Source organism: Pseudoalteromonas luteoviolacea DSM 6061 (genome assembly GCF_001625655.1).
Taxonomy (GTDB): domain Bacteria; phylum Pseudomonadota; class Gammaproteobacteria; order Enterobacterales; family Alteromonadaceae; genus Pseudoalteromonas; species Pseudoalteromonas luteoviolacea.
The window spans coordinates 1-25,129 of record NZ_AUYB01000151.1; the positions used below are offsets into that span (position 1 = coordinate 1).

Sequence of the window (25,129 nt, forward strand, 5' to 3'; positions counted from 1 at the left end):
GATTTAGTTGCGCAGAACAGATTGATTTACCACGTAAGCAGGGGACAGTTATTATGGATGAGTCTGTATGTCCCAGCAGCTGCTACAAATTCGAAATGACGGTAAAGCTTGGTGAGTGGATAGAGCAAACGGCAAAAGATCTGCAACAGCAGGCTGCAGTGACTTTTATGCTAACTCATAGTGATTTCGAAGAACTTACGAAAGACATTAATTACATTCGAACACTGCAGTTAGTGTCACCGTGAAGGTGGTATGCATGATGCTGTCTGTGCTTTAAGCTGATACCAAAAAAGCCCGAGCAATTGCTCGGGCTTTTTTAGCTTTTACTGAACGGCTATTGTTTTAATACCAACTCGGCAAGTTCTTTTTTGGCTTCAATGCGCAGAGAAATAAATGCTTTATCTCCACGCACATCACTCAGGTAATCAATGTTTCTAGGTATATCTCCAATGATGGTAAATTGTCGTGTTTTGAGGGAGTAGCGCCACAGCTGAAAGCGTTCGTTAATACCATAGATGATGTCGTTGTCGATGACGAATTGTAGGTTGCTGCCCTGCTCATTGAGTGCTTCTATGAGCGTGTTTTCTAAGGTGCTAGAGTACCAAAACCTGTCTAGTCCATCCGTATAAACGAGTCTGCCTGTACTGTCTTTTTGCGCCCAGTTTACTGGTTGATTGGTTAAAATTGTATGGCTTAGTTGGGATAAATCGAGTTCGGCGAATTTGACGATGCCATTGATACGTATATTTGCCAAGGCGGTTTGGGCTTGGCTATCCCAATGGAATAACTGTTCAATCGGGTAATTAAATGCATAGGTTTGGGTATCGCCCGTCAGTGAGAGGCGTTGTAATTCCTTTGATACATTGACTAACAGGCTTTGCCCATCATTGGCCCAGCGCATCCCATAAATAAAGGAATCTAACGGAAAGTTAGAAAGTTGTCTGACTTTGCTATTCTCTTTTATCCATACTTGCTGAATGCCCGAGCGAAAGGTATAGAAAGCTAATAAATTGCCATTGGGTTGAAAAGTAGCCCCACCTTCTGAGGTGATTGAGCGTTCTTCAATGGTGTGTAACTGTCGATGTTTATCCCTTAGCGGATCTTCATAATGTGCAGCCAACTCAGATAGAGAAACGCTCGCCATATCTCTATCATAAAAGCCTTTAATCACTAGTAACCGAGAACCATCTGGATGAAATCGTGGTGAGCCCATAGGCACATCAACTGGGAGCTCAATATTAGAGATTTTACCCTCATAGGACAGTGTAAATAGCTGTCGCCCAGTGCTAAACATGAGCCGGTTTTTAAACGATGAAAAATTTGGGTAAATATAGCGATGTTTTGCGATTTCAGGCGGCAATTCGATTGGATTTTGCGATATCACAGTGCCGTCTGGTTTGAGCATCGTTAAATTATAACTACCATCTTTGCTGATATGGGTGAGTGCGATTAAATCATCGGCGAGGGAATAATCATAATCAATAACGCTTCCTTCAATTGGCGCAAATACATCACGACTTTGTTGATCATCGATTGAATAACTGATGAGTTTCCAACGCTGCTCACTTTGCTGTAAAAGCGCGATTTGATTGCCTTGCATCCAAATGGGAGTGTTTATTCGGGTATTTTTACACTCCATTAAAGTTGATGGAACTTGTGCATTTTGCAGGGATTTCACAAAGTCAAAGCCCATTAACTTATAACATTGTTTTTGTGTGATAGGTTGTCGGCAGTCTTGTTCTTGAATGAAGTATAGTGTTTTTCCATCTTTGGAAAAGGTATGCGAGCCATGGGAGTTAAGTTTTTGAGTTAGCTGGAACTCTTCTTGTGTTTTAGTGCTTTTTGCCCAAATATTATTGATGCACAGTCGCTCTTCATAGCGATGAAAAACAACGTATTCTCCATCGGGGGAATATATTCCTGCATTTTCTCTATGATCTGTGGCCGTTAATGCATTTAATTTGGCAATTTCTAACTTGGCTGGGGCACTTTTAGGCAATAAGTACATAACCAGTGCGACTAAAGCGACGCTGCTTACAATTGCAGTGGTACGTTTGATTATTGACCCGCGTTCTGAGTTTGTGACGGTTTGCGTGTTAGTGGTTGGCTGTTTAGGCGCTTTTTTTGCTCTACTTGAGTTGGCAGTATCATCTTCTTGCTGCCATCTTACATTGCTTTCTAAACTGTACCCTTGTTTAGCATGGGTCTTAATGAAGACTTGAACTTTACCGTCGTCCCCCAATGCTTTTCGTAATTGAGCAATACTGCGTTGCAAGGTATTTGGTGAAACAACTGTGCCAGCCCAAACGGTGTCTAACAAGGTATCTTGGCTAACGACTTTTCCTTGATTTTGTGCGAGTGCAGTCAGTACAGCGATGGCTTTGGGGGCAAGTGTTTGGGTGTAATCTTGGTGTGTTATTTGGTTGCGAGAGATATCAACAAAAAAATCCCCGACCCAGTATTGTTGCGTCATAGTCCTTCTTACTCAATCTGAAGCTAATCGATAAATGCGCTTAAAAGCCCGCCAAACGAGAGTAACACAATCTTTTAGATAACAAAATTCCATTTTTAATATGTTGAATATTAAGCTTTTTTAATAAATCAGAGTGAATCATCCAAACATCAGTGCAACGTCATGTAAGGCGATTGGCGCAACGCTAATGTAACTGAGTAATTATTTTAGAAGATACACAAATGTGATTCATTTTAGAGGAATAGCGATGAATAAAATAATTTTGTTAGTGGTCTTGGCACTTTTACCGATGTTGAATTTACAAGCCAAAGAACTTGAGCCATATACAATGCCCAGAACAGAAGTACTGCCGCTCAAAAGCTCAGTAAATGGGGGGCAATATGAACTATTAGTAACACTACCAGATGGGTACTCCAAAAACACAAAACAACACTATCCGGTGATCTACTATACAGATGCAGTATGGCAGATTGACCTGCTGTCTGCCGCGACAACTTTTTTAATGGAAGACGTCATTTTAGTCGGGGTTTCATGGCAAAAAGACATGGATGCAGCAATGCTAGCAAGTTCTGGTGAACATGTTAGTCGTTTTAGAGACTACACTGTCACACCGTCCAAAGACTCTAAACGTCAAGCCAAGTATCAATTTGGCAAAGCGAATGAGCATTTAGAATTTATTCGCAAAGATGTATTTACCGCTGTAGAAGCTCGCTATCGAACGGTTCCTCAGCAGCGTGCATACTTTGGTTATTCACTGGGGGGGCAATTTGGCCTGTATGCTTTACTTGCACACCCTGATACTTTCAAAAACTACATTCTAGGCAGCCCTTCTATTGGGGGGAGTATTGATTACCTGAGTAAGCTCTTGGATAAGCAAAATACGATTAATGCCAATGTGTTTATCTCCTATGGTGACAATGAATCGCGCTTGAGCAAGTATGTTGACGACTTTCTTACGGAACTTAAATCAAGCAAACAGAGTCGGCTATCGCTAACGCATGAGGTAATGAAAGGAGATCACTCTCAAGCTGTGCCAATGACCGCAGCACGAGGTGTAACTTGGTTATCACAACGTCAGGTTGAACTTCACTAAGGAGAGAGCAATGCGCATACTTTTAAGTAACTTTTTTAAAAGACTGGTGGTTTTTATCAGTTGCATCGGCTCAATTGCCTGTACAGAAGCGATATCGGCAGTTGAGTTAGTAATGGCTCCACAGGTGTCGAAATCAGAAGCAAACTTACCATTTGAGAAACTTCCGGACTTGAAAAAGCCCTTTGTAGATTTGTCGCCAAAACAGCAGCCGGATGGTATTTTGGTTGGGGAGTTTAATAAAAGCGGTGCAAATAGTGCAAAGTTAATTGAGTTTGCAGAGGCTCTATCTACAAAAGGGCTCGGTCGCTATGACAGTGTATTGATAGCTCATCAAGGTAAGCTGATATTTGAATCTTACTATCGACGGGGGCGTGTGGATCTTCCTCATTGGCAAGCATCTACCACTAAAGCATATTTAAGTTTGGCTGTTGGTCGAGCGATTCAACTTGGCTATCTAAGCATGGCCGATTTAAACAGGCCCGTCGCAAGCTTTTTAAACAAGCTGGATCCAACAAAGTTCGTAGACGGGGCATCAACCATTACGCTTCATCAGGCGATGACTATGCGCTCTGGATTACGGATCAACGCCAAACAAAAGGAGGCATTAAAAAACCGCCAAGATAAGATGACAGGTCAAAATCAAGTTCAAGCACTTTTTGAAGTAACTGCGCCCATTTCTGCTCAACAGCAAGTTTTTCATTATCAGAGTGAAGATCCTATTCTGGTTATGCAAGTGTTGAATGCGGTTGTGCCTGGAGGTGCACGGTCATTCATTGAAGTTGAATTATTCAATAAATTAGGCATCGAGAATTTTAAGTGGAGAGACGATGTAAGTGGTTTACCCATGGGGCCTTTTGGATCGCAGTTACTGTCTCGCGACATGTTGAAACTGGGCCTGCTAGCATCAAGAAATGGTGAATGGCAGGGGGAGCAAGTTATATCCAAGGCATTTATAAAATGGTCAACCCAGAGAATAATAGCGCATAAAGATTCGGATATTTTCTTTACTGGAGATACTGTTGTAAATGCAGGATATGGCTACTATTGGTGGCAAGCAGATATGAAAGTAGGAGACAAATATTATAGTACTCGTTCGGCTCAAGGTGGTGGCGGGCAGTATATTGTTTTAATTGATGAACTTGACCTAATTGTTGTTACAACGGCACATGAGCGTAATGATGAAACAATGAAGTTAGTGTCGGAAAAAATATTACCCTTGTTTCTAATCTGAAAATAAGAAAGAAATTTTATCCTTCAAACCGCTTTCTTTAAAAACTGATAAAGTTTGAAGGGAATTAAATATTTTATAAAATATTATTTTTCATTGATTTAAAATTTATTAGGGGGTAGTTTGATACTTCCAAACACGGAAATAAAAAGGAATATTTATGAACATTAAAATTAAAAAAACACAGCTTAAAAACCTTAATCAAAGCAAAAAGTCTCTTTCTTTAGATGTAACTCCGAAAGTTGGCGGTGCAGGGCATCACAGAACTGCAAGCCATTGTATTACACAGCATGATGACACACTTCCATGCGCATAACTAAGTCATTTAAATACAAGTAAATGATTTTTGTAAAGCAGCTAATATGCTGCTTTTTAAGTTTTCTGCTATGTATTTGAACACAGAAAAAAGTCAATATCGAGTGTTAACGCATTTTTACGATTATACCTGAATTGGGTATATTGAATTTTGTTTTTTTTGTAAATTAATTTCTTTAATCTCATCTTATATAATTGAATCTTTCTAGTCCCTTTTTTAAGAAGTAAAATCATATTTCTAAAATGAAGTGACTGATTATATTGGTAATGTTTTTCATTAACGTGTTAGTTCTAAATAACTAAATCTCATACCCATCTGATAATACATCTTATTATCGAATCTGTACCTTTTTATTTGTTGAAATAATTAACCTAAATAAAACTGGATATTCACAGTGATAAAACTTGCAAGCTGGTTATTTATTGACTAGTTGTTAAGGAAGTCGTGCGGTATTGGCAATAAATTATGCCTTTTTGACAGTCACCCAATAATAAAAATCCTTTGAGCATATCGCGATAGGAAAGCGGAGACGCCACATGAATCTTTCTAAATTACAGGTGTTTGTTTTTTCATGGTTTTTTAGTGCTGGAACGGTAGCCAGCGACTATAACTTGCGTCAGGGTGTGACTGACGTAAGTCATGAAGTCTATGAACTTCATATGACGATATTTTTGATTTGCTGTGTCATAGGAGTCATTGTCTTTTCTGTGATGTTTTGGGCTTTAATACATCATCGCAAGTCAAAGGGAGTAGAGCCAGCTCAGTTCCACGAAAGTACAAAAGTAGAAATCTTTTGGACGGCAGTGCCGTTTCTTATTTTGGTGGTTATGGCTATCCCAGCAACAAAAACCCTCATAGCAATGGAAGATACAAGTAAGTCAGACCTCACAATCAAAGTTACTGGCTCTCAATGGAAGTGGCATTACGAGTACATGGGGCATGATGTGGACTTTTTCTCAGTGCTTTCTACACCCCGAGAGCAAATCAACAATCAACAAACCAAGCAAGAACATTACTTGTTAGAGGTAGATAAACCTCTAGTGATACCAACTGACCGCAAAGTGCGATTTTTACTTACCTCCGATGATGTTATCCATTCTTGGTGGGTACCAGACTTTGCAGTGAAAAAAGATGCCAATCCGGGCTTCATTAATGAGGCTTGGACACGAGTAAACGAAGAAGGCCTATATCGAGGTCAATGTGCAGAGTTGTGCGGCAAAGATCATGGTTTTATGCCAATTGTTGTTGATGCCCGTAAACCAGAAGCATTTGATTTATGGTTGGCACAAGCGAAGCAAGACAAGCAGCAAGCGGCAGCAGCCGAAGCCGCTTCTGCCAGCAAGACTTTGTCAAAAGATGAGTTAATGGCAGATGGAGAGCGAGTCTATATGGCATATTGCGCGGCTTGCCATCAACCAACTGGTATGGGGTTGCCTGGCGTATTCCCTGCGATGAAAGGAAGCCCTGTGGTGAATGGTGAATTGAAAGCTCACATCGATATTCTCATTAATGGGCGACCAGGTACAGCCATGCAAGCATTTGGCAAGCAACTCACGCTTACAGAAATAGCAGGTGTTATTACATACAAAAGAAATAGCTGGGGAAATGACACTGGTGAAGTAATTCAGCCAGGACAGATTCAGGCCTTTATCGATGCGACTAAGGAGAAAGAGTAATGTCTATTGCTGCAGAAGAACAACAAACATCGCACGAGCATTCTCATGGCGCACCTTCGGGTTTAAAGCGTTGGTTATATACCACAAACCACAAAGATATCGGTTCACTCTATCTGCTGTTTTCGCTTTTGATGTTTTTGACTGGCGGAGCCATGGCAATGGTGATTCGTGCTGAGCTGTTTCAGCCAGGAATGCAGCTCGTTGATCCTCACTTTTTTAACCAGATGACAACAGTCCATGGCCTCGTCATGGTGTTTGGGGCTGTGATGCCAGCTTTTACCGGGCTGGCTAACTGGATGATCCCTATGATGATTGGTGCGCCTGATATGGCGCTACCAAGAATGAACAACTGGAGTTTTTGGATATTACCATTCGCCTTCGCAATCTTATTGATGTCTTTATTTATGGAGGGTGGGGGACCCGCATTTGGATGGACATTTTATGCGCCATTATCCACAACCTATAGTAATGATAACACTGCATTATTTGTTTTTGCTGTTCATATTATGGGCATTAGTTCAATAATGGGGGCGATTAATGTCATCGTGACTATTGTTAACATGCGGGCACCAGGTATGACTTGGATGAAGCTCCCACTATTTGTTTGGACATGGTTGATAACCGCCTTTTTACTGATAGCAGTTATGCCGGTACTGGCGGGAGCTGTGACTATGGTATTAACAGACAAATACTTTGGTACGAGCTTTTTTGATGCGGCTGGTGGAGGTGATCCAGTGATGTTCCAGCATATATTCTGGTTCTTTGGACACCCTGAAGTTTACATCATGATATTGCCTGCGTTCGGTATTATTTCGACGATAGTTCCTACTTTTTCACGCAAAAAGTTGTTTGGTTATGCTTCTATGGTATACGCGACATCATCCATTGCGTTGCTATCTTTTGTAGTGTGGGCGCATCATATGTTTACTACTGGAATGCCCTTAGCTGGTGAATTGTTTTTCATGTATGCAACCATGCTAATTTCAGTTCCTACGGGTGTTAAGGTGTTTAACTGGGTTGCGACGATGTGGCGTGGCGCGATCAGCTTCGAGATCCCCATGATGTTTGCGATTGCGTTTATTGTGTTGTTTACCCTAGGTGGCTTTTCTGGCTTGATGTTAGCGATCACTCCTGCTGACTTTCAGTATCATGACACCTACTTTGTGGTCGCACACTTCCATTATGTGCTCGTAACTGGTGCTGTATTTTCCATTATGGCAGCGGCATATTATTGGCTACCTAAATGGACTGGGAATATGTACAGCGAGACACTTGCACAATGGCATTTTTGGATGTCGTTGGTAAGCGTAAATGTGTTGTTCTTCCCGATGCATTTTGTTGGTTTGGCGGGTATGCCTAGACGAATTCCAGATTATGCGCTTCAGTTTGCAGATTTTAACGCCATCATTAGTATCGGCGGATTTGTGTTTGGATTGTCACAGTTGTTATTTGTGGCGGTTGTGTTTAAGTGCATTCGTGGTGGAGAGTCTGTGCCTGACAAAGTTTGGGATGGTGCCGAGGGGTTGGAGTGGCAGGTCGCATCACCTGCTCCATACCACACGTTTTCTAAGCCACCTAAGGTAGACTAACTAATGCATACGCCATTGTTGAAAAAACTGATACTTGCAGTGCTTGGCATGTTTGCTTTTGCATTTGCTCTGGTGCCTTTGTATGACGTGTTTTGCGATATTACAGGTCTAAATGGCAAAGTGGATTTGGTTGTTGCCGAGAAAAGTAAAGAGATAGATAAGTCGCGATCAGTGGATGTGAGTTTTACAACTCATGCAAAAAGCAGTGCTCCGTTTAGCGTAAAGGCTCAGCAATACTCTGTCACGGTTCAACCAGGAAAGTTATCCGAGGTGGAATTCGTAGCTCAAAATTTGAGTGATAAAGCACGGATTATGCAGGCAATACCCTCGGTTTCACCTGGCCAAGCTGCTAAATACTTACATAAACTAGCATGCTTCTGCTTTGACCAACAAAGCTTAGAAGCAAATCAAACAATGAAGTTCACGTTACGTTTTTACGTCGACACAGAGTTACCAGCAGATGTTCAAGAGCTCACACTGTCATATACCTTGTATGACATCACAAGCAATACCGCTCAGATAACTCAGGCGCCCAATATTTCAGACCAGTTACTGAGTGTAGTTGAACATGCTCATCAGCGAGGACATAACAATGGATAAAAGTTATCAAACGTATTATGTACCAGAGCAGAGTCCATGGCCAATTATAGGTGCTGTAGCCATGTTTCTAATTGCCGTTGGTGCAGGTTTGACAGTGATGCAGCTAAATAGTGATACGAGCTATGGCGCTTGGGTTTTGTTTGCGGGGATTTTAGTGCTGATTGCCATGATAGTTGGTTGGTTTAGACATGTAATCGATGAATCAATGAGTGGTTTATATTCTGCACAAATGGACCGTTCGTTTAGGCAAGGAATGGGGTGGTTTATTTTCTCCGAAGTGATGTTTTTTGCCGCATTTTTTGGCGCGTTGTTTTATGTTCGTATGTTTGCTGTCCCTTGGCTTGGCGGCAGCAGCAACAACTTAATGACAAATGAAGTACTGTGGCCAAGCTTTGAAGCCGTATGGCCACTCTTAGTGACGCCAAGTGGAGCGGTAACACAAGCTATGCCTTGGCATGGGTTGCCACTTATAAATACCATTATTCTACTGACTTCTTCTGTGACTTTACACTTTGCTCATACTGCTATCGAGCAAGATCAACGTGCCAAATTGACCTTATTTTTAGGCGTGACAATTCTACTTGGTTTCATATTTTTGGGGCTTCAAGTTGAAGAGTACATCCATGCATATCAAGAACTCGGTCTGAAGTTAGACTCTGGAATCTATGGCAATACTTTCTTTATGTTAACAGGCTTTCACGGCATGCATGTAACGCTTGGTGCGCTCATGCTGTTAGTGGTTTGGCTAAGAATTATTAAGGGGCATTTGGATTCTAATCAACACTTTGCGTTTCAGGCTGCGGCTTGGTATTGGCACTTTGTTGATGTTGTGTGGCTTTGCTTGTTTGTATTTGTGTATGTGTTGTAGCGGCCTCAAAACGGTTGAGTTTTATCAGACCAAATTGGCTCGACAACGAAATAAATAAGATCACAGCCAGAGAGTAAAAAACTCGTTTCCCGAGCATTTTTGACATATTTTTTGAGGTCTCTTGGCCTTTAAGCATCGCAAAAAGAGCTCGGAATAAGTGATAAAGAATAACAAAAAGTAGTGCGGTAATAATCCACTTTATTAGCATGAGGGTTCTACCATTAGCCTGTTTAAAAAAAAGACTAGTACAGTTCTTACCATTTTGGCAGTGATAATTGTGGTTTCTGTGTGCTTTCGGCTGGCTTTTTGGCAGTGGCAAAGAGCCCAAGAAAAACAAGGGCTCATCGAGCAAATAGATGCCAGTAGTGGAGAGTATTGGTGGCGTAAGGTTTCGAAGCCTGAACAACTACAAGGCGCGACAGCTCAGATCCGAGGGCGCATTGACACTTCACAATTTTGGTTTTTGGATAATCAAATTGTAAATGGTCAAGTAGGCTACGACTTGGTTGTGCTGTTCTTACCTCAAGATTATACCGAATACTTTGTCCTTAATTTGGGTTTCATAGCTGGTGAGCGAGATCGTAAACAGTTACCTGATTTTGACCTACCGACGAATGAAGTAATGATCGAGGTCGAGTTTAAAATTGGCGATTGGGCAGGGTTTACTTTAGCCACATCACCTAATCAAAGTGCTCATCACAGTAACGTATTACAGTACTTAGATCATACATTTTTTGTTCAAAATACGGGTCAACAGCTCTCACCTTTATTGATGATTGCGAAAAATGCCGTATTTGATGACGTTGAGCCACACTACCAAGCAGTAGTAATGAGCCCTGACAAGCACCGGGCCTACGCATTGCAATGGCTTTTAATCGGTATATCTGCAGGTGTGATTGCGTTTTTTGCATATCGACCAAAGAAACTAGGGAGTAGTCACTATGAATAAAACTCTGGCATTGTTTATTGGATGCTTTCTGTTGCCAGTGGCAGCGGCCATCGCGGTATTAAAGTTTGATCTGGCGCCTACTTCAACCACCAATTACGGGCGCTTTTTAGAGCATGAGGTCGTTCTCCCCTTAAAATCAGAAGACAAGATGTGGAGTATCGTACTCAATGTACCTTCCCGGTGCGATGCAGTTTGTGATGTACAACGAGAAAATGCAGAACAACTAAAAGTAGCTTTAGGAAAACACAGCCAAAAAGTATCCGTTGTGTTGCTCGAAGAGCCAAATTCGGTGCAGTCCAACGGCACGCTAGTTCCTGGTGCATTTTATTTGGTGGATAAGCATGGTTTAGTGGTATTGGAATACCTCTACCAACCTAATCCTGAATCAAACCGATTAGTGCTCAAAGGTTTGTTAAAAGACATGAAAAAGCTACTCAACTACGCTCGTTCAAAATAAGGAGGGAATATGTCGCATGTATTTCGTCGCGCGATCACCTTTGCCTGCATATTGGCAATGTGTGTAGTGGTTTTGGGGGCGTATACTCGCCTAAGTAATGCAGGGTTGGGTTGCCCAGATTGGCCTGGCTGTTATGGGTTCTTGACAGTTCCGAATGAGCAGCATGAGATAGCTGTGGCGCAGCAAGAGTTTCCAAGTAGCAAGCTTGAGCCACGTAAGGCTTGGATTGAAATGATTCATCGCTATTTTGCAGGTGGATTAGGGGTCGTTGTGCTATTTATCTTTGCAGTGATTGTTCGTTCAAATCAAAGACAAGCACCAAAGTTGTTGGCTGCAAGTCTACTGGTGATGATTTGTTTTCAAGCGTTACTCGGTATGTGGACTGTGACTTTGAATTTACAACCATTTGTTGTCATGGGCCACCTGCTGGGTGGTTTTACAATTCTTTCTCTGCTTACTTTAATCTATCTGCGAACTGCGAAAAATGACATAACTTTTGATAGCAATGCATCTGTTTGCTTAAAAGCGGGGCTAGCATGTTTGGCTGTATTAGTGATGCAAATAGCCCTTGGAGGATGGTTAGCTGCAAATTATGCGGCGCCCCATTGTACAGGCTTGCCGCTATGCTCAAATGGTGAGTTATTTTCTTGGAGCAGTCTACTAAAAATCCCCGAACCAGCGAGCACTTACGAATATGGTGTACTGCCTTTTGAAACGCGCTTGTCAATTCATTTGGTTCATCGTATTTGGGCAGCCGTCACAGTTCTGGCAATGATTGGTCTTGCTGTGGTCGTGCACATGAAAATACACCAGCCGATTATTCGTCGTGCTGCTAATCTTGTGTTGACCCTAGTATTGGCGCAGGTAGCTATTGGAGCAATTATTGTTCACTTCAGTTTTCCTATTCTTTTAACGCTATTTCACAATCTGATGGCGGCAATCCTATTGTTGTCACTGATAAGGGTATGTTATTTCCTTGGCCGGGCGAAAAAGGTGATGCTATGAGTTTACTGGTTGAGAAGTACCTGACGTTTGTTGCCGTAATACCTAAAAATGCTGCGTTATACTTAAGAATATGCAAGCTTAAAGTCGTTTTAATGCTCGTTATCACTGCGTGGGTCGGAATCGTTTTGGCTCCTGATATGGGGCGCTCTTGGTTGGTCCAGCTTGCTAGCTTAGCTGGAATCGGTTTGGTTTCAGCGGCTGCTGCCGCTATCAACCATATTGTCGATCAGGACCGAGACCAAAAAATGGCTCGTACGCGTCACAGACCTCTAGCTCAACAGCAATTGAGCGCAAAACAAGCACTCTGCTTTGCGGCGAGCATTGGTATCATGGGTGTCATTCTACTGCTGGTGTATAGCAATTGGTTATGTACCCTGTTAACGGTTGGGGCGTTGTTTGGATATGCTGTGGTGTACTCTGTTTTTCTGAAACATATGACACCGCAAAATATAGTTATTGGTGGGTTGGCAGGCGCGATGCCTCCGCTATTGGGTTGGGTCAGTGAAACAGGCTCTTTTAATGCCGAGCCTTGGCTGCTCGTGATGATTATATTTACCTGGACACCTCCACATTTTTGGGCATTAGCTATAGCGCGAAAGCAAGATTACGAGCGTGCTGATATTCCAATGCTACCGGTTACGCATGGTGTCCGGTTTACCAAATTGTGCATGTTAGTTTATTCTGTGTTATTAACTTTAGTATGTTTATTGCCATTTTTAATCGGAATGTCAGGGTGGCTATATTTGATTATATCCAGCCTTCTAAATGCTATATTTGTGCAAAAAGTAACCAGGTTGTATTTTGAATCAAAATCTGAGTCAGCAATGTCAGTTTTCCGTTTTTCAATTACGTATTTGCTGTTACTCTTTGTTGTATTATTCGCCGATAAGCTGATTTTGTAATGCGTTTAACATTAATGTTTATTTCATTGGGTATTCTATTGAGTATACTCACCGCATGTAAATCAGATGAGATTGTTTCTGAGTTAACTGTTCACTACCCAAAGCCCAAAGAATTAAAGTCCTTTGAGCTGTTGGATCAACATGAGCGGGTTGTGACTAACCAAGATTTAGCTGGCCGCTGGAATCTGTTGTTTCTCGGTTACACTAGTTGCCCTGATATTTGTCCAATGACGCTCTCAAAATTGACCCATATAAATACCAAAATCAGTCAATTGGCAGACTCTCAAGTGTGGTTTATTTCGGTCGATCCAAATAGAGATACCAGTGTAAAACGTCGAGCATATATTGATTACTTTGATAACTCATTTATTGCGGCGACACAGCAGCACAAGCAGCTTTTCCCCTTCGTTCGAGATATTGGCCTTATTTACGCGATTAATGATGATGGGAGTGGGGGGGATTATTTCGTAGACCACAGTGCTTCTATCGCATTAATTAACCCTCAAGGTAAACTAGAAGCTATTTTCAAACCTGAATTTAAACACGGCGAGGTGCCAAATATCAATGCTGATAAAATGGTGCGAGACTTTAGAATAATTCTAGAAAAAAGCAAGTAGCATTTCCCGCACGCAAGATCCTATTCTAAATACATAATATTTGATTTCTTTTGCCAAGATTTTTGGCAATTTCATCATCAACGACTAATCTAATCTTATCTATAACTTTTACAGGGAATGTGCCAAGCGCATGATAAAACTTCCTTCAGAGTTAGCTATCAATAAAGTTGAAGAGCTGTATCAGCAATTTGTTCATGAACTGGAAACGGGGCAACCCATTTGTATTGATATCCACGATGTGATCAAAGTAGATACAGCCAGCATCCAAATGTTGTGTGCGTTGCAAAAACGCTTAATGAATTCAGATCAACAGATAACTTGGCATGGTGAGAGCCGTGTTCTATTTGAGTCTGTTGAGCAGTTGGGTTTAACCGATATTTTATCCTTTAGCAGTAAGATTTAAGAGGTCAATATGAAAAAGATTTTAGCTGTGGATGATTCTGCTTCGATGAGACAAATGGTGGGCTTCACTCTTAAAAAAGCAGGGTTTGATGTCACAGAGGCAAAGGACGGTAGCGAAGCGCTAAATCTCGCTAAACAGCAGGGATTCGATGCCGTGATCTCAGACGTTAACATGCCAGTAATGGATGGGATTACCCTTATTAGGGAGTTACGAAATCTACCTAATTATAAATTCACGCCCTTACTGATGTTAACGACAGAATCAGGCCTTGATAAAAAAAGCGAGGGGAAAGCCGCCGGTGCAACTGGTTGGATAGTCAAACCCTTCAATCCGGATCAATTATTAGCTGTATTGAAAAAAGTCATTCGCTAGTACCAAAGAGGTATAGGCATGAGTATCGATTTAAGTCAGTTTTTTGATGTGTTCTTTGAGGAGAGCTTTGAAGGCTTGGATGCCATGGAGGCAGAACTTTTAAACCTTGAGCCAGGTAAAGAAGATTCTGAAACCATCAACACCATCTTTAGGGCTGCGCACTCTATCAAAGGAGGCAGTGGGACGTTTGGATTTGTATCTGTTTCTGATTTTACTCATGTACTTGAAACACTACTTGACCAAATTCGCGATGGACAAAGGGTGCTTACCGCAGAGCATGTGAACCTGCTGCTAAAGTCTGTAGATTGTGTAAGAGCGTTACTTAGTGCGTTGCAAGCAGAAGAAGAACCTGATTTAAGTGAAGCACAAGCACTAAAGGCGCGTTTCGAGGCGATTTTAGGTGGTGAAGAGCCATCTAGCGAGTCGGCGGAAGCGGCTGCTCCTGAAGTGGAAACGTTGCAGAGTACGACTTACCAAATTGAGTTTAAGCCCGAACCCCACTTGTTTAAAACAGGTAATGAACCACTTTATATGTTCTCTGAATTGGCTGAATTAGGAGAACTTGAAGTCAGTGCATTTCATGATGCGATTCCAGATTTTTTGGCATTTGATCCTGAAGATTGCTTTTTGCATTGGCGCTTCTTTTTGACCACAACCCGTGAAGAGCAAGCAATTGCCGAAATATTTGAGTGGGTTGAAGATGATGCAGAGATAAAGATAGAAGCGTGTGGTGGTTTGTTTGATGATGAGCCGGCACAGCCTCAGGCCGCTCAGGTAACAGAACAAGCTGCAACACCAAGCGCGGATGTTGCGACTGAGTCAGGTACAGTAAAACAAGATGCCGAAGCTGAACAGGCCCAGCAAACACTTGAAGCTGTACAGCAGAAAGTCGAAACAGTTAAAAATATTAAGTCAGAGAGCAGAAAGTCTAATGACTCTGGAGCAACATCAATTCGGGTTGGTATTGATAAAGTTGACTCACTTATAAATATGGTTGGTGAGTTAGTAATTACTCAAGCTATGTTAAGCCAAATTGGTGATCAAGAAATAACAGAATCAAGTATAGCCGCACTACAAGAAGGCCTTACCCAGCTTGCGCATAATACACGAGATTTACAAGAAAATGTGATGCGTATCAGGATGCTTCCAATCAGTTTTGTGTTCAGCCGTTTTCCTCGTTTAGTTAGAGATACCTCACAAAAATTAAATAAGCAGGTTGAGTTAAAGCTTGTTGGTGAGCAAACCGAGCTCGATAAGACAGTGATGGAAAAGCTGTCAGACCCTATGGTTCATTTAGTGCGAAACTCTCTCGATCATGGTTTAGAAACCCCCGAAGAAAGAATCGCGAATGGTAAAGATCCTGTTGGAACAGTCACACTCAATGCTTTTCACCAAGGCGGCAATATTGTTATCGAAATAATGGATGATGGTAAGGGACTGGATACTGAAAAAATACGCAGTAAAGCCATCGCCAATGGCTTGATCCAAGAAGCAGACGAATTAAGTGTTGAAGAAATCAATGAACTTATCTTTATGCCAGGGTTTTCGACCGCAGATAGTGTCAGCGATATTTCCGGCAGAGGCGTGGGGATGGACGTCGTAAGACGAAATATTCAGGCTTTAAATGGTTCGGTGGAAGTGACATCTAAGCAGGGCGTTGGTTCTACGTTTACTATTCGACTACCACTTACTTTAGCTATTTTAGATGGCCAGTTAGTACAAGTTGCTCAGCACACTTACATTATTCCTCTTATTTCAATAGTTGAGTCCTTGCAAATTGACATATCCAAAGTGAGTAAGGTTGGCAAAGGGCTTGAGGTCTTAAGACTTAGAGATGAATACATTCCCATTTTAAGACTCTATGGCATTTTTAGCCACCAAGGTGCGAGAGAAGAATTAGATAAAACACTATTGGTAGTCGTGGAAAGTGACAACTACAAAATAGGTTTGTTGGTAGATGATTTACTGGCTCAACAACAGGTAGTGATAAAGAGCTTAGAGGCAAATTATCAAAAAGTAGATGGGATATCTGGTGCAACTATCTTGGGAGACGGCACGGTTTCTCTGATCATTGATATTAGTGGCTTGATAAAACTAAGTGGATTGCGCCGCCCTGGTTCAACTGAACTGTTAGTTGATTTGAAAGGCGAGGAGGCGGAACCTGCATGATTGATCAAGTAGGCGTAAATCAACAATTGATGTTCGATGGAGAGTCGGACGAAAAGCAGTTTTTAACTTTTATGATGCATGACGAAGAGTACGGTATGGATATCTTAGCCGTGCAAGAAATTAGGGGCTGGGAGCCCGTAACGACGATCCCTAATTCGCCTAACTTTGTTCGCGGTGCGATGAATTTAAGAGGCACTATTGTGCCAATCATCGATTTGCGGATGCGTTTTGGCATTGAAGCGATTGAGTATGGACCGCTGACCGTCGTGATTGTGGTGTCGGTGCAAATAAAAGAGCAGCAAAAAATTATGGGGCTAGTCGTGGATGCAGTTTCAGATGTGTACAGCATAGCGGAAGAGAAAGCGAAGGATGTACCCGACTTTCAGGACTCTGACAATGCGTACTTTGTTCACGGACTAGTCAATGTAGGGCAAAAAATGGTTGTGCTTTTAAATCTAGAAAAGGTTTTAGATTTGAGTGATAAAAGTGGGCTCAAGGGCTAATTGGGGGTCGAAATGAGTGAACAGAGTATCCAAAGTAGTATTAATAACAAGATCTTAATTACAGGGGTCATACTAGTTGTTAGTGTCATTCTTGGTGCTCAGCTGGGGCAGGCTGAATCAGAGCAAATGCGTATGTTATCGTTTGTTGTGCCATTACTAGGGATTGCGGCATCATTGATATTTTTGAAGCAAGGCCTATCTGGTTTAACATCTCAATTAGCTACGGTGTACAATGCTTTACCCAATATTCAAGCTCGTGATGAAGCGTTGTTGGGGCAAGTTGATTTCTCTAGTTTTCCACAACTCTATCGAGCGTTATCCAAACGTGAATTGGAACAAGAAGTCCATCAGGATGACCACACTCAGAGTCTACTATTGGCACTGAAAGGCTGCCAAGCTAATATCATGGTGGCAGACAGTGATAATAACATTGTTTACATGAATGATTCAGTGACCAGTATGCTTCGCAAAAATGAGCATCAGTTACGACAGGACCTACCCAACTTTAATGTGGCAACAACTATTGGCAGCAATATTGACATGTTCCACGCTAACCCGAGCCATCAACGCAATTTATTGGCGAACTTAAGAGATGTGTACAAAACGCAAATTACGGTATCGGGGCTTACTTTCGACTTGATAGCGACCCCTGTTTTTGACGATGACAATAATCGTATTGCTACCTTGGTGGAGTGGGGTGACTTGACAGAGCAATTAGCCATAGAGAAAAAGCAAAAAGATGAGGCGGCTAAAAATGCGCGTATTTCCAGTGCGCTAAATGTGTGCCAAGCGAATGTCATGTTGGCCGATGATGACTTTAATATCGTGTACACTAATCAGTCGGTTACTCAGATGCTTAGAAAGAATGAAGCTAAGCTACAAGAAGCCCTACCGCGTTTTAATGTAGATGGTTTGATAGGCCAAAATATCGACATTTTCCATGCTAATCCTGCTCACCAAAGAAACTTGCTTAGCAGCATGACCGGGACTTACAACACAAATATTCAAGTCGCTGGGTTTACTTTCGGCTTAATCGCGACGCCCGTACACAATAGTGAAGGAAAGCGCATAGGTACTGTTGTTGAATGGGAAGATAAAACTGAGCGCTTGGCTCAAGAGCGTGAGGCGCAATCTATAGCAAATGAAAACTTACGAGTACGCCGAGCACTAGACAATGTGGCAACCAATACAATGATTGCAGACTCGCATTTCAATATTGTTTATATGAATGAATCAGTGGTTGCCATGATGAAAAATGCGGAGCGAGATATTCGTCAGGATTTACCAAATTTTGATAGCGCTAAATTGATTGGTGCGAACATTGATGTTTTCCACAAAAACCCTGCGCATCAGCGCAACATGGTAACTAACTTAACAGATACTTATAAAACAGAAATAAAAGTCGGTGGACGCACATTTGGTTTAGTCGCGAACCCGATCATCGCCGCAGATGGTGAACGTATTGGAACTGTGGTTGAGTGGGAAGACAGAACTGATGAAGTTGCAATAGAGTCTGAAGTAAATGAATTAGTCGAGTCTGCGCGCTCTGGTAATTTGTCAGCAAGATTAAATGAGAATGATAAGTCAGGCTTCTACTTGAGACTCGCTCAAGGGCTAAATGGGCTAGTGTCAATCGTTGACGATGCCGTGTCAGACACCGTCAATATGCTTGATGCATTGGCCAATGGTGATTTGACTCAGCGAATCAATGCAGACTATAAGGGCGCATTTGATAAGCTCAAGCAAGATGCTAACACCACGGCAGACAAGTTGACGGAAGTTCTAAATCGCATTAGTTCGTCTGCAGCGATGGTGGCAAGTGGGGCTGAAGAAATTTCTCAAGGTAATGCTGATTTAAGCCAGCGTACTGAAGAGCAAGCATCTTCGCTCGAAGAAACGGCTTCGAGTATGGAGGAGATGACCAGTACAGTGAGGCAAAACGCAGACAATGCCAAAGTTGCCAATGAGCTGGCATCTGAAACCAGCGAAAGGGCTGTTGCTGGCGGTGAGGTAGTTAACCGAGCTGTTGCAAGTATGTCCGAGATCAATGAATCCAGTAAGAAAATAGCCGATATTATTAGTGTAATCGATGAAATAGCATTTCAGACCAATTTACTTGCACTCAATGCTGCGGTGGAGGCTGCAAGGGCAGGAGAGCAAGGGCGTGGTTTTGCAGTTGTTGCTGGAGAAGTGCGTAACTTAGCTCAGCGCTCAGCGGGAGCAGCAAAAGAAATTAAAGACTTGATCAGAGACAGTGTAGGAAAAGTAGAGGACGGTACATTATTGGTGAATGAGTCCGGTGCAACGCTTAAAGAGATTGTTGAGGCTGTTAAGCGCGTAACAGAGATGATTTCAGATATTGCAGAAGCATCCGAAGAACAGAGTTCAGGTATCGAGCAAGTGAATAAGGCAGTTGCTCAAATGGATGAAATGACACAGCAAAATGCGGCACTAGTTGAAGAAGCGTCTGCGGCAGGCGAATCTATGGCGGAACAAGCCAATGATATGAGAAGATTGCTTAACTTCTTTAATGTTGGTGAATCTGGTGGAGGTAATGGACTGCCCGAGGTTGCCAATATTTCAACAGAGCGGTTGAATAAACCACAGCCTTTATCGGGCAACACTGCGAGTATTAAGCTGCCAAGTGCTTCTCCAAATGGCAGTGCAGAATTGAGCCGCAATACTTCCGAAACAGCAAATCGATTTGCTGATGATTCTGATGAATGGGAAGAGTTCTAAAACCCTATTTTAAGTGCGTAAAGGGAAGCGCATGCTTCCCTTTGAGTTCGGTACTGTACTTGCCATTAATTCCGGTTAAAAAGTGAACTATTTTAAAAGTGTGCTCGTATGAAAGAATTTCCATTCACGGACAAGGATTTTCAGAATATTTCTGACAGAGTGTACAACGCCTGTGGCATTGTACTTGGGCCCCATAAAAGGGAGATGGTGTATTCAAGGTTAGCTAGGCGAATAAGAGCGAATGGACTGAGATCTTTTGACGAGTACTTGAACTTTTTGAATAGGCAGGGTGATCAGGAGTTTAGCCATTTTATTAATGCTATCACGACAAACCTTACTTCGTTTTTTAGAGAGTCACACCACTTTGAGTTCTTAAGGTCAGGCCTTTTACCGAGTATTAAAGCTGACAATAAATTATCCAAGCGAGTTCGCATCTGGTCTGCGGGGTGCTCAACTGGTGAAGAGCCCTATAGCATAGCAATGACAATCGCAGATGAATTTCCCAGTGACTGGGATGTGAAAGTGTTGGCAACCGACTTGGATTCGAATGTACTGCAAAAAGCTTCAGAGGGCACATATAACAGTACGTCGGTAACGGGTTTAGAAGAAAGTCACCTACGAAAATGGTTTTTAAAAAGCAGCGATGGAAGTCAATATAGAGTCAAAGATAAGTTAAAAGACCTGATCTATTTTAAGCGTTTGAACTTGTTAGAGCCCTGGCCAATGCGAGGCCCATTCGATCTAATATTCTGCAGAAACGTTTTGATATATTTCGATAAAGAAACAAAAGACAATTTGTTTAAGGGATATCACGATTTACTCGACGAATCGCATGGGCATCTTTTTATTGGTCACTCAGAAATAATGAGTAAAGAGCGAACCGATTTTAAGAACTTGGGCAAAACAATGTATAAGAGGATCGACGCGGGATGAATCAGTTTAGACCGGTTATTCGGGGCTTTGAGCATGTTAAGCGATTTTGGGATGCAGGTCGTAGCAAAGTTGTGGCCAAAGTATTGCCTGGTGAGTTTTATGTTTCAAAGAATGACGAATTGATCTCGACTGTACTAGGTTCTTGCATTGCTGCCTGTGTGTATGATGAAAAGCTTGGCATTGGAGGGATGAATCATTTTATGCTGCCTGGTGCGCAAAATATGAAAGAGATTACCAATGTACATTCAGACGACTTTAACTGTCGATACGGCAACTGGGCAATGGAGTATTTAATTAATGAAGTACTCAAAAATGGCGCCAGTCGTGACAATCTAAAGGTAAAGTTATTTGGTGGTGGCAAAATAATCAGTGCCATGACCGATATAGGTGTAGGTAATATACGTTTCGCACATGCCTATGTTGAAGAAGAAAATCTGAATTTGGTCTCTCATGATGTGGGGGGACCATGGCCGAGAAAGGTGGTATTTCACCCTCAATCTGGTACAGCTAAAGTTAAAAAATTGCGTCAGATGCATAACGATACAATTGAAAAACGTGAAGTTAAATACCTTCATGACATTGAGATGCAAGATGCGCAAACTGACATCGAATTATTTTAGAGGAAAGTCAAATGATTAAGGTACTCATCGTAGATGACTCCCCTCTATTAAGAGCAGTCCTTAAAGCTGTTTTAGAGCAAGCTGGAGATATTCAAGTTGTTGGCGCGGCTAAAGACCCTTATGAAGCAAGGGATATGATAAAAGCGACGCAACCCGATGTACTCACGCTGGATATTGAAATGCCTAAAATGAATGGGTTGAGCTTTTTAAAAAACTTAATGAGATTAAGGCCGATGCCGGTGGTAATGCTGTCGACTTTAACACAAAAAGGTTCACCCGAAACGCTGGAGGCTTTGGAAGTTGGGGCTGTGGATTTCATTGCAAAGCCAATGACTAACGTTGCCGAACAGTTAGAAGCGTACGCCGATGTCTTGTATCAAAAAATACGTACCGCGAGTCGCGCAAAAGTAAGGGCTTTTAAAGCAGACAAAAGTAATGGAGAAGCAGCACCTAGTCGTGATACTGCATTTAAAGCCAATAGTGTGATTGCGATTGGTGCGTCCACTGGTGGGACGGAAGCGCTGAGAGAGGTATTGACTAAATTGCCCAGCAATTGCCCCCCTGTTGTGATCACACAGCATATCCCTCCCGTCTTTAGTGCTTCCTTTGCGCAGCGTATGGACAGATGCTGTACCGTTTCAGTCAAAGAAGCTGAAGAGGGTGATATACTGGATGTGGGTAAAGTTTTTATCGCACCAGGTGATAAACATCTACTTGTTGTGCAAAAAGGGAGTAAATTGGTCTGTCAGTTAAATGATGGTGATAAAGTTAATCGCCATAAGCCAGCAGTTGATGTGCTATTTGACTCTTTACTACCTGTAGCAAAAAAAGTGCATGCGGCATTGCTCACCGGTATGGGGAGTGATGGGGCACAGGGACTTTTAAGATTGAAGGACTTAGGCGCCAATACTTTCGCACAGGATGAGGCATCCTGTGTTGTGTGGGGGATGCCGCGTGCCGCAGTCGAGCTCAATGCTGCCAATAAAGTGGTGTCTTTAGACAACATGGCAACGAATTTACTTAAGTCTGCAAGTCGCTAACTCAATTACTTGTCTTGAATAACCCAAGGTTGTGAAAACCAGTAGAAGTGGCCTTTGTGTGTTTTTGATGGAGCGGTGCAGTTATATCTCGAACGCCCATTTGGTAGTTCCTCTGGTGAGGAGACCTGTACCTCGTTTTTACCATTCCATGCTAATTTTGCACGGCCTACGCCTGATACGAAGCAAGCAAACTGACTTTGGTAGAAGTCCATATCTTTAAAAGATAGGATAAAAGTAGGTTTTCTGTTCGTTGTTACTGAGTTGTCATAATCCAGTTTATCTATGGCAAAAGGCAGAGACTTAATTTTTACTTTCAAGGTTTTTAGGTTGCTGTAAATACCTGAAGCAGGAAAGCGAGGAACACGCGTAAAATCGGTTGTCACGCCAACAGCACCCGAGTGTTGACCAATACCAATTAGCCCCAACTCTTTTACCAGCGATTGTACTGAGTTATCAAACTCACCATAAGGGTAGGCAACATAAGGTAGATTATGGCCTATTTCAGTAGCGATGCGCTGTTGGGACCATGTAAGATCATTTGCGACTCTTTTTTTCCACTGGGTATCGCTTTCTCCTTTTAAACGGAGGTGTAAGTAATCGTGTTTGGCACTGTGATTAGCTATCAACGCTCCGCGCTTAGACAAAGTCCTGAGCTCATCCCACGTCATGACGTAGCTCTGCCCTTCGTCAATGAGCTTAGGGTTGACGAATATAGTGTAAGGAAAGTTAAAAGCTTCCAACAATGGTGCCGCTGCTTCTATATTATTGTCATAGCCATCATCAAAGGTGATTGCGACGGTGTTTATCGGTAGAGGTTTACCGGCTCTCAACTGCTCAATGAATGTATCTAAAGCAATGACATTGTATTTTTCTGATTTTAAGAACTCTAAATGGGACTTAAATGTATCCGCGCTGACACTGGTTACAGGGGGAAGTTTCTCACTCACGTGATGATACTGTAGTATAGTCGCACTTTGTGCCGATGTGCTGACCAACCCAACAAACAGAATTAAATTATGAAGCTTTTTCATTACCTGCGTACACCTTATCATATTCCACTACTCACTCTCGCAGCACCGATGATTTTATCAAATATTTCGGTTCCACTGTTAGGTTTAGTTGATACAGCGGTAATTGGTCATCTAAGTCATGCTCATTATCTTGCCGGTATTGCGCTGGGTTCCGGCAGTATTGCCTTGTTATTCTGGTTAGCGAGCTTTTTACGAATGAGTACGACGGGTGAAATCGCTCAGGCTTTTGGGGAGAAAAACCAAACAAGAGCAATGCAATCATTGCTAGCAAGTGTAACTCTAGCACTGACTTTTGCGTTAACCTTGATTGCTTTATCCCCTTTATTGTTGCAATTGATAGAGCATTTGGCCAACCCGACCGAACAGGTAATGGAACAAGCTCATATTTACTTCGCTACTCGTATTTATAGTGCTCCAGCTGCGATGATAAACTTAGTACTATTGGGCTTCATGTTAGGTCTGCAATATGGGAAAGGGCCTTTTTATGTGGTGCTGTTTACTAATTTAGTAAACATAGTATTGGATTTAGTTTTTGTGCTTGGGTTTGAGTGGGGCGTTGCTGGTGCTGCTTGGGCTTCGGTAATAGCTGACTACAGTGCGCTATTATTGGCATGTGTGTTAACTATTAAATTGCTTAAACGTAAGGGCTGGCAGCCAGCATTTATATTCCCAAATAGAGCTCAAATCACCCATTTATTATCTCTCAATAAAGATATCTTCATTCGTTCGTTAGTTTTGCAACTGTGTTTTAGTTTTATGACATTTTATGGCGCAAGGCTAGGAGATAACATACTCGCAGCTAATGCTGTTTTACTTAATTTTCTTATGCTTGTTAGCTTTGCGCTTGATGGCATCGCTTATGCTGCTGAAGCAAAAGTGGGTCAGGCGAAAGGTGAGGGAGACGTTAAAAAGCTGAAGGCTTGGGTCAATGTAAGTGTATTTTGGGGCTGTGTTTTTGCTTTACTATACTGCACCATTTTCGCAGTGTTTGGGAAGCTGATTATTTCTTCATTGACCAGTATCCCTCATGTGATTGATACTGCTACAAGTTATTTACCTTGGCTCGTTGTCTTGCCGATTATTGCTATGAGTTGTTTCTTATTTGATGGCGTATTCGTCGGTTTAACAAGAGCAAGAGAGATGCGTAATAGCATGATAGTTTCAGCTGTTTGCGGGTTCTTCTTGCCCTTTTTATTAATGCACGAACTCGGTAATCATGCGTTATGGTTGGCGATGACTTGCTTTATGGCACTGCGTGGTATTACTTTGATTTATCGCTATCGAAAGCTCGACGCGCAGCAAGCCTTGCTGAAATAACTTGCGAGAATCGGTTCGCAAATATACCGACGTATCCATACCCTGCGATACCTAAGGCTGGGAATAATACAGCTAAGCCCACCTTTTGCCATACGGGATCGTGATATTGGCCAAGGGCAAATAGGCCCATTGCACAGACGAAAATACCAATTCCAGTGAAAAAGAATTTGAGGCTGCGCTTGGGGTTGGACCCCAAGCGGTAAATTAACTGTGTGAACATTGGCGTCGA

Annotated in this window: 26 protein-coding genes; 22 read left to right on the forward strand and 4 right to left on the reverse strand. The window is 42.1% G+C overall.

The annotated features are described in order from the left end of the window. The coding region (locus N475_RS25775; RefSeq protein WP_162269627.1) for a hypothetical protein at nt 1-245 on the forward strand (245 nt) is incomplete at its 5' end. A gap of 89 nt (nt 246-334) precedes the next feature. Here N475_RS25775 and N475_RS23615 read toward each other — a convergent pair. Next, on the reverse strand, nt 335-2,473 hold the full coding sequence (locus tag N475_RS23615; protein ID WP_063366062.1) for a winged helix-turn-helix domain-containing protein: 2,139 nt from the start codon (nt 2,471-2,473) through the stop codon (nt 335-337). Between the two features lie 247 nt (nt 2,474-2,720). Between N475_RS23615 and N475_RS23620 the strand changes: the two genes are divergently transcribed. The 7 genes from N475_RS23620 to N475_RS23645 all read left to right on the forward strand — a co-directional run bounded on the left by N475_RS23620 (nt 2,721) and on the right by N475_RS23645 (nt 9,843). Beyond that, nucleotides 2,721-3,566 carry an alpha/beta hydrolase gene (locus tag N475_RS23620; protein WP_063359178.1) on the forward strand — a complete coding sequence of 282 codons (846 nt, stop codon included), beginning with the start codon at nt 2,721-2,723 and terminating at the stop codon, nt 3,564-3,566. 10 nt (nt 3,567-3,576) lie between these two features. Next, nucleotides 3,577-4,797, forward strand: a complete 1,221-nt coding sequence (locus N475_RS23625; RefSeq protein ID WP_063366063.1) for a serine hydrolase domain-containing protein — start codon at nt 3,577-3,579, stop codon at nt 4,795-4,797. A 157-nt stretch (nt 4,798-4,954) separates the two neighbouring features. Continuing rightward, nucleotides 4,955-5,110, forward strand: coding sequence for a hypothetical protein (locus N475_RS25635; protein WP_155730994.1), 156 nt, complete (start codon nt 4,955-4,957; stop codon nt 5,108-5,110). A gap of 536 nt (nt 5,111-5,646) precedes the next feature. Then, the gene (coxB, locus tag N475_RS23630) at nt 5,647-6,786 is read left to right on the forward strand and encodes a cytochrome c oxidase subunit II (protein WP_063359176.1); all 1,140 of its coding nucleotides are present in this window, start codon (nt 5,647-5,649) and stop codon (nt 6,784-6,786) included. Further along, nucleotides 6,786-8,375 (forward strand): cytochrome c oxidase subunit I, encoded by a 1,590-nt coding sequence (gene ctaD / locus N475_RS23635; RefSeq protein WP_063359175.1) that lies wholly within the window; start codon nt 6,786-6,788, stop codon nt 8,373-8,375. The genes coxB and ctaD overlap by 1 nt, the downstream gene beginning before the upstream one ends. Before the next feature lie 3 nt (nt 8,376-8,378). Next, nucleotides 8,379-8,975 (forward strand): cytochrome c oxidase assembly protein, encoded by a 597-nt coding sequence (locus tag N475_RS23640; protein WP_063359174.1) that lies wholly within the window; start codon nt 8,379-8,381, stop codon nt 8,973-8,975. Beyond that, nucleotides 8,968-9,843, forward strand: a complete 876-nt coding sequence (locus tag N475_RS23645; RefSeq protein WP_063359173.1) for a cytochrome c oxidase subunit 3 — start codon at nt 8,968-8,970, stop codon at nt 9,841-9,843. The genes N475_RS23640 and N475_RS23645 overlap by 8 nt, the downstream gene beginning before the upstream one ends. Here N475_RS23645 and N475_RS25265 read toward each other — a convergent pair. Continuing rightward, a complete protein-coding gene (locus N475_RS25265) occupies nt 9,749-10,051 on the reverse strand; it encodes a DUF2909 domain-containing protein (RefSeq protein WP_081216101.1) in 303 nt (100 codons plus the stop codon). The two genes, N475_RS23645 and N475_RS25265, sit on opposite strands and share 95 nt — an antisense overlap. Nucleotides 10,052-10,129: 78 nt before the next feature. Here N475_RS25265 and N475_RS23650 point away from each other — a divergent pair, with 78 nt between their 5' ends. From N475_RS23650 to N475_RS23710, 13 genes are all read left to right on the forward strand, one after another. Next, a complete protein-coding gene (locus N475_RS23650; protein WP_162269628.1) occupies nt 10,130-10,792 on the forward strand; it encodes an SURF1 family protein in 663 nt (220 codons plus the stop codon). Then, a complete protein-coding gene (locus N475_RS23655; protein WP_063359171.1) occupies nt 10,785-11,249 on the forward strand; it encodes a hypothetical protein in 465 nt (154 codons plus the stop codon). The genes N475_RS23650 and N475_RS23655 overlap by 8 nt, the downstream gene beginning before the upstream one ends. A 9-nt stretch (nt 11,250-11,258) precedes the next feature. Next, entirely contained in the window at nt 11,259-12,254 is a 996-nt protein-coding gene (locus N475_RS23660) for a COX15/CtaA family protein (RefSeq protein WP_063359170.1), read from the forward strand. Then, complete coding sequence (gene cyoE, locus N475_RS23665) at nt 12,251-13,156, forward strand: heme o synthase (RefSeq protein ID WP_063359169.1); 906 nt, start codon at nt 12,251-12,253, stop codon at nt 13,154-13,156. Before N475_RS23660 ends, cyoE begins: the two co-directional genes overlap by 4 nt. Further along, nucleotides 13,156-13,773, forward strand: coding sequence for an SCO family protein (locus N475_RS23670; protein ID WP_063359168.1), 618 nt, complete (start codon nt 13,156-13,158; stop codon nt 13,771-13,773). Before cyoE ends, N475_RS23670 begins: the two co-directional genes overlap by 1 nt. 130 nt (nt 13,774-13,903) lie before the next feature. Further along, nucleotides 13,904-14,176 (forward strand): STAS domain-containing protein, encoded by a 273-nt coding sequence (locus N475_RS23675; protein ID WP_063359167.1) that lies wholly within the window; start codon nt 13,904-13,906, stop codon nt 14,174-14,176. A 9-nt stretch (nt 14,177-14,185) separates the two neighbouring features. Beyond that, nucleotides 14,186-14,548 carry a response regulator gene (locus tag N475_RS23680; RefSeq protein WP_039607675.1) on the forward strand — a complete coding sequence of 121 codons (363 nt, stop codon included), beginning with the start codon at nt 14,186-14,188 and terminating at the stop codon, nt 14,546-14,548. An 18-nt stretch (nt 14,549-14,566) separates the two neighbouring features. Then, on the forward strand, nt 14,567-16,717 hold the full coding sequence (locus tag N475_RS23685; protein WP_063366064.1) for a chemotaxis protein CheA: 2,151 nt from the start codon (nt 14,567-14,569) through the stop codon (nt 16,715-16,717). Continuing rightward, a complete protein-coding gene (locus N475_RS23690) occupies nt 16,714-17,220 on the forward strand; it encodes a chemotaxis protein CheW (RefSeq protein ID WP_063359165.1) in 507 nt (168 codons plus the stop codon). Before N475_RS23685 ends, N475_RS23690 begins: the two co-directional genes overlap by 4 nt. Before the next feature lie 12 nt (nt 17,221-17,232). Next, the gene (locus N475_RS23695) at nt 17,233-19,959 is read left to right on the forward strand and encodes a methyl-accepting chemotaxis protein (RefSeq protein ID WP_063359164.1); all 2,727 of its coding nucleotides are present in this window, start codon (nt 17,233-17,235) and stop codon (nt 19,957-19,959) included. 108 nt (nt 19,960-20,067) lie between these two features. Beyond that, entirely contained in the window at nt 20,068-20,892 is an 825-nt protein-coding gene (locus N475_RS23700; protein WP_063366065.1) for a CheR family methyltransferase, read from the forward strand. Beyond that, nucleotides 20,889-21,512 carry a chemoreceptor glutamine deamidase CheD gene (gene cheD / locus N475_RS23705; RefSeq protein ID WP_063359162.1) on the forward strand — a complete coding sequence of 208 codons (624 nt, stop codon included), beginning with the start codon at nt 20,889-20,891 and terminating at the stop codon, nt 21,510-21,512. Before N475_RS23700 ends, cheD begins: the two co-directional genes overlap by 4 nt. Before the next feature lie 11 nt (nt 21,513-21,523). Further along, nucleotides 21,524-22,552, forward strand: a complete 1,029-nt coding sequence (locus N475_RS23710; RefSeq protein WP_063359161.1) for a protein-glutamate methylesterase/protein-glutamine glutaminase — start codon at nt 21,524-21,526, stop codon at nt 22,550-22,552. A gap of 5 nt (nt 22,553-22,557) precedes the next feature. Here the strand turns inward: N475_RS23710 and N475_RS23715 are convergent, their stop codons facing one another. Next, a complete protein-coding gene (locus N475_RS23715) occupies nt 22,558-23,604 on the reverse strand; it encodes a polysaccharide deacetylase family protein (RefSeq protein WP_063359160.1) in 1,047 nt (348 codons plus the stop codon). Between N475_RS23715 and dinF the strand changes: the two genes are divergently transcribed. Next, nucleotides 23,569-24,900 carry an MATE family efflux transporter DinF gene (gene dinF / locus N475_RS23720; RefSeq protein ID WP_081216099.1) on the forward strand — a complete coding sequence of 444 codons (1,332 nt, stop codon included), beginning with the start codon at nt 23,569-23,571 and terminating at the stop codon, nt 24,898-24,900. The genes N475_RS23715 and dinF overlap by 36 nt on opposite strands. On the opposite strand, the gene N475_RS25270 is transcribed toward dinF, so the two are convergent. Beyond that, a complete protein-coding gene (locus tag N475_RS25270) occupies nt 24,845-25,120 on the reverse strand; it encodes a hypothetical protein (RefSeq protein WP_081216098.1) in 276 nt (91 codons plus the stop codon). The genes dinF and N475_RS25270 overlap by 56 nt on opposite strands. Nucleotides 25,121-25,129: the final 9 nt, after the last annotated feature.

What these genes read in the sequence shown, in the direction of transcription:
- N475_RS25270 (WP_081216098.1), bottom strand. Translation starts at nt 25,120, where the DNA reads ATGTTCACACAGTTAATTTACCGCTTGGGGTCCAACCCCAAGCGCAGC.
- dinF (WP_081216099.1), top strand. Translation starts at nt 23,569, where the DNA reads ATGAAGCTTTTTCATTACCTGCGTACACCTTATCATATTCCACTACTC.
- cyoE (WP_063359169.1), top strand. Translation starts at nt 12,251, where the DNA reads ATGAGTTTACTGGTTGAGAAGTACCTGACGTTTGTTGCCGTAATACCT.
- N475_RS23625 (WP_063366063.1), top strand. Translation starts at nt 3,577, where the DNA reads ATGCGCATACTTTTAAGTAACTTTTTTAAAAGACTGGTGGTTTTTATC.
- coxB (WP_063359176.1), top strand. Translation starts at nt 5,647, where the DNA reads ATGAATCTTTCTAAATTACAGGTGTTTGTTTTTTCATGGTTTTTTAGT.
- N475_RS23615 (WP_063366062.1), bottom strand. Translation starts at nt 2,473, where the DNA reads ATGACGCAACAATACTGGGTCGGGGATTTTTTTGTTGATATCTCTCGC.
- N475_RS23700 (WP_063366065.1), top strand. Translation starts at nt 20,068, where the DNA reads ATGAAAGAATTTCCATTCACGGACAAGGATTTTCAGAATATTTCTGAC.
- N475_RS23660 (WP_063359170.1), top strand. Translation starts at nt 11,259, where the DNA reads ATGTCGCATGTATTTCGTCGCGCGATCACCTTTGCCTGCATATTGGCA.
- N475_RS23695 (WP_063359164.1), top strand. Translation starts at nt 17,233, where the DNA reads ATGAGTGAACAGAGTATCCAAAGTAGTATTAATAACAAGATCTTAATT.
- N475_RS23715 (WP_063359160.1), bottom strand. Translation starts at nt 23,604, where the DNA reads ATGATAAGGTGTACGCAGGTAATGAAAAAGCTTCATAATTTAATTCTG.
- ctaD (WP_063359175.1), top strand. Translation starts at nt 6,786, where the DNA reads ATGTCTATTGCTGCAGAAGAACAACAAACATCGCACGAGCATTCTCAT.
- N475_RS23685 (WP_063366064.1), top strand. Translation starts at nt 14,567, where the DNA reads ATGAGTATCGATTTAAGTCAGTTTTTTGATGTGTTCTTTGAGGAGAGC.
- cheD (WP_063359162.1), top strand. Translation starts at nt 20,889, where the DNA reads ATGAATCAGTTTAGACCGGTTATTCGGGGCTTTGAGCATGTTAAGCGA.
- N475_RS23675 (WP_063359167.1), top strand. Translation starts at nt 13,904, where the DNA reads ATGATAAAACTTCCTTCAGAGTTAGCTATCAATAAAGTTGAAGAGCTG.
- N475_RS23670 (WP_063359168.1), top strand. Translation starts at nt 13,156, where the DNA reads ATGCGTTTAACATTAATGTTTATTTCATTGGGTATTCTATTGAGTATA.
- N475_RS25635 (WP_155730994.1), top strand. Translation starts at nt 4,955, where the DNA reads ATGAACATTAAAATTAAAAAAACACAGCTTAAAAACCTTAATCAAAGC.
- N475_RS23645 (WP_063359173.1), top strand. Translation starts at nt 8,968, where the DNA reads ATGGATAAAAGTTATCAAACGTATTATGTACCAGAGCAGAGTCCATGG.
- N475_RS23690 (WP_063359165.1), top strand. Translation starts at nt 16,714, where the DNA reads ATGATTGATCAAGTAGGCGTAAATCAACAATTGATGTTCGATGGAGAG.
- N475_RS25265 (WP_081216101.1), bottom strand. Translation starts at nt 10,051, where the DNA reads ATGCTAATAAAGTGGATTATTACCGCACTACTTTTTGTTATTCTTTAT.
- N475_RS23640 (WP_063359174.1), top strand. Translation starts at nt 8,379, where the DNA reads ATGCATACGCCATTGTTGAAAAAACTGATACTTGCAGTGCTTGGCATG.
- N475_RS23710 (WP_063359161.1), top strand. Translation starts at nt 21,524, where the DNA reads ATGATTAAGGTACTCATCGTAGATGACTCCCCTCTATTAAGAGCAGTC.
- N475_RS23620 (WP_063359178.1), top strand. Translation starts at nt 2,721, where the DNA reads ATGAATAAAATAATTTTGTTAGTGGTCTTGGCACTTTTACCGATGTTG.
- N475_RS23680 (WP_039607675.1), top strand. Translation starts at nt 14,186, where the DNA reads ATGAAAAAGATTTTAGCTGTGGATGATTCTGCTTCGATGAGACAAATG.
- N475_RS23655 (WP_063359171.1), top strand. Translation starts at nt 10,785, where the DNA reads ATGAATAAAACTCTGGCATTGTTTATTGGATGCTTTCTGTTGCCAGTG.